The 3,018-nt window shown below is 40.4% G+C and carries 2 protein-coding genes and 1 pseudogene; 2 read left to right on the plus strand and 1 reads right to left on the minus strand.

What is annotated here, in order from left to right:
* Positions 1 to 188, plus strand: a 188-nt coding sequence (locus AB0756_RS39985) for an effector-associated domain EAD1-containing protein (RefSeq protein ID WP_408104067.1), incomplete at its 5' end; no start/stop codon positions are given.
* 303 nt (positions 189 to 491) lie between these two features.
* Positions 492 to 1,517, plus strand: a complete 1,026-nt coding sequence (locus AB0756_RS39990) for a DUF2806 domain-containing protein (RefSeq protein WP_038090962.1) — start codon at positions 492 to 494, stop codon at positions 1,515 to 1,517.
* 393 nt (positions 1,518 to 1,910) lie between these two features.
* On the opposite strand, the pseudogene AB0756_RS39995 reads toward AB0756_RS39990, so the two are convergent.
* Positions 1,911 to 3,018, minus strand: a pseudogene (locus tag AB0756_RS39995) (hypothetical protein); the annotation flags it as partial.

Here is a 3,018-nt window from a genome sequence, read left to right on the forward strand (position 1 = left end):
ACGGATTAGATATAAATCTAGGAACAGTTGCTGGTGAGGGCAGCTTACAAGATATTGTTTTTAAATTAATACGAGTAGCAGACTCTCAGGGGTGGCTCGGAAATTTAATTCATGCTGCCTGTAATGAAAACCCTGGTAATTTAAGACTAAGAGATATTGCCAGAGAGTTGTTGCCAGACAATCAATAGTCTAGAGGTTTTCCTTGTCAAGTCTTGCATCCCAAATCTTCGGAAAGACTGTGTAAAGTTACGCAGTCTTCTTCTTGAGGTGTGGACGTTGGGGTGTGGGGTAGAGTCGCCTGGTTGATTAACCCAGCGATGAAATCCATGTTCCTGACACCCATTGGTAACAGACATATGACAGACACATTTGTAAGTAAAAACACTCATAAGTAATTTGATTTAGAAGTGGTTTTTTGACCAATGCTAGAGAAAAAGTTACACAGCTAATTGCACGATGAGTATAATTGATTTGTCGAATAGCAAAAACTTATGTCTAGTGAATTAGATAAGGAACCTGATACTACTTCAGAAATTACTCACTCATTAGTTAATATGATAACTGAGCTTGATGGTGTTCCATTGCCTCCAGTGGTAAAGAAGAACTTTTTTAAGGCTGTCAATAGGCTAATAACTGAAATAGTAGAGGTTCCGGCAACGTGGCTTGAGTCTAAATCCCAAGCGATTCGTGATAAGACTAACGCTCGGTCATTAATTACGACTGAATCTGCTAAAGCAGCAGCAAAAAAATTTGGTTCTGATGAAAAACTCATTGAACGCGCAGTAGATTATTATGGAACGAGAATTTTGAGGGAGCAATATAATCGAGAAGCTATTACTAAAGCCGCTCTAAAGGAGCTAAGTTCTAGCTCTCCAGACGACGCGACGAATCAAGAAATTGATGAAGATTGGTTGGATATGTTTTCAAGCATAGCTGAAAAACGGTCTAATCAAGAAATGCAGCTATATTTAGCAAAGCTTTTAGCTGGCGAAATTAAAAAACCAGGAAGTTTTCACCCTTTAACTGTTGAAGTTTTGGCAAGGCTGACACCAGATATAGCAAGGAATTTCCAAAATATCTGCAATATAAGTACAGTAATTTCTGGGTTTGATCCCAAAAATAATTCAGTAATTTGTTTGGTTGACAATTCCCCTTTTATTATTACGGAACCATACGGGCAGCCAGGAGAAAATGCTCTTTCTGAGCTTGGTTTTAGCTACGTAGTACTTACACAGTTACAAGACGCAGGTTTAATTCAATATGACTTTCAGGCATGGCGAGAACTTTATGTAGCCAACTTCTTATTACCGATTGAAGTTGGCGGTACTGTGTTACAGTTTACTGCTTCAGAAGCATCTTCACAAGAGTTTCTTCAGGAGAAGAGGCGGGTAAAAGTTATTAACTTTACCACCGCTGGTATACAGTTAAGACGCATTGTTGACAAAACTCCAAATGAGAAGTTTTTGGAAAAATTGAAAAATTGGGTAAGTTCAACTTATAAACTGCAATCAATATGAAATAATAACAGATTGATAAAAGACCAAATGACTTCCTCTAGCGTTTTGGAATATTCCTCCCAAGTACTAACACCACTACTATTAGCGTTGATAGATATTGTTAGATTCCTCATTTTCTTGAGTCGAGAAACACAGTCTAATCCGAGATTTGCATTTGCATAGCCATCGATGGATATATCAGAGTCTTGTATATACTCATTGTATTTAATAACTTTGTAACGAGCGCAAATGTTGAATATTGCGTCATTGATGATGTTTGGGGATATGGAAATAAGCCTATCTTGCATATACTTGTACTAGACGATTTGATGGTGGGATAATTCCCAAAAATCCCAGAGGCATTTGATGCCATGCTTGGCGCTTACTGGGATTTTTATTTGAAAAAATAATACCTCAAGAGTCAGATAGATAGCCAGCTTCTTCGTTGCCGTGCAACCTACCCGCTTCTACGAGTATCGAGAGAGCTTTTCTAAGTTGCTTAGTACCAGGCTTATTGCCGTCCCACTTCCGACTGTTTCTAATTGCGTCAAATTTTACTGGTTTCGCGATCGCGCTATGTACAATCTCCACAATTTTTGTTAGGGAAGATTCATCAAGTGGATCGTCCACTTCGATAATCTCAGGCTCAGCTGCTTCTATTTTGAAAGCACTTTCAAGCTGTGCAACGGCATCTTTGGGGGCAAGCTTTTCGCTACTAGGAATAGGGGATGGAGCGGGGGAAGCTGTGTGATGTTGGTGCAACTCTGGAAAAAGTTTAAGCAGCGTTCTAGCAGGGTCTGGTTGTCCGTTGCCTGGATGCAATTCCGTTTTTAGCCACTCAGGTACAGCACCCAACTCCCCTCCTTTAATTGGAGTTCCAAAGTTATCAGGATTGGCTTTAAAGTACGCACCACTAGCAACATTAATCTTTCGCAACCCAGAAGCATTTACAGACTTAGCCACACACCCAATGAACGATACCCCTTGCTTGAATGTATCTGCTAGCCCTGCGGTTGCTCTACCCACAACTGAGGTTAAGTTACTACCATGCAGAACAATAATTAATGTACCGCCACACTTGGCAAAGCGAGAGAGCAGGTATTGAATTGCCCAGGTGCGATCGCTTTCCTCAAGTAGAGAAAGTAGCCTCATGGCTTCATCAATGACCAGCAATAAGTTCTTGTGGGAGTAAGGATGAGAACCATCCAGCCCTTTTAAGTACATCAACAAATCTTGAGCTACAAACTTGTCTGCTGTGTCTGAATCTCTATCTGAATACTTAAGGGCAGAATGTAACTTGCAAGCAAAGGGGTAAACATCCACACCAGCTGTGAAATATTGTGTGTTTAGATTGGGGTCAAGTGCTGATGAAAGTATTGCAAGTATTGCGGCTAAAGTTCCCTTTCCACCTCGCTGAGTGCCAGAAATAGCAACAACCTGAGATGACATCATTTCATCAATTTTGAAGCTACTTAGTTGCAGGGCATTAATTACAGCGTTAGCTCGTTGGTCTAGCGGCATT

It is taken from the genome of Tolypothrix campylonemoides VB511288_2 (assembly GCF_045999855.1).
In the GTDB taxonomy this organism is placed as follows: domain Bacteria; phylum Cyanobacteriota; class Cyanobacteriia; order Cyanobacteriales; family Nostocaceae; genus Scytonema; species Scytonema bouteillei_A.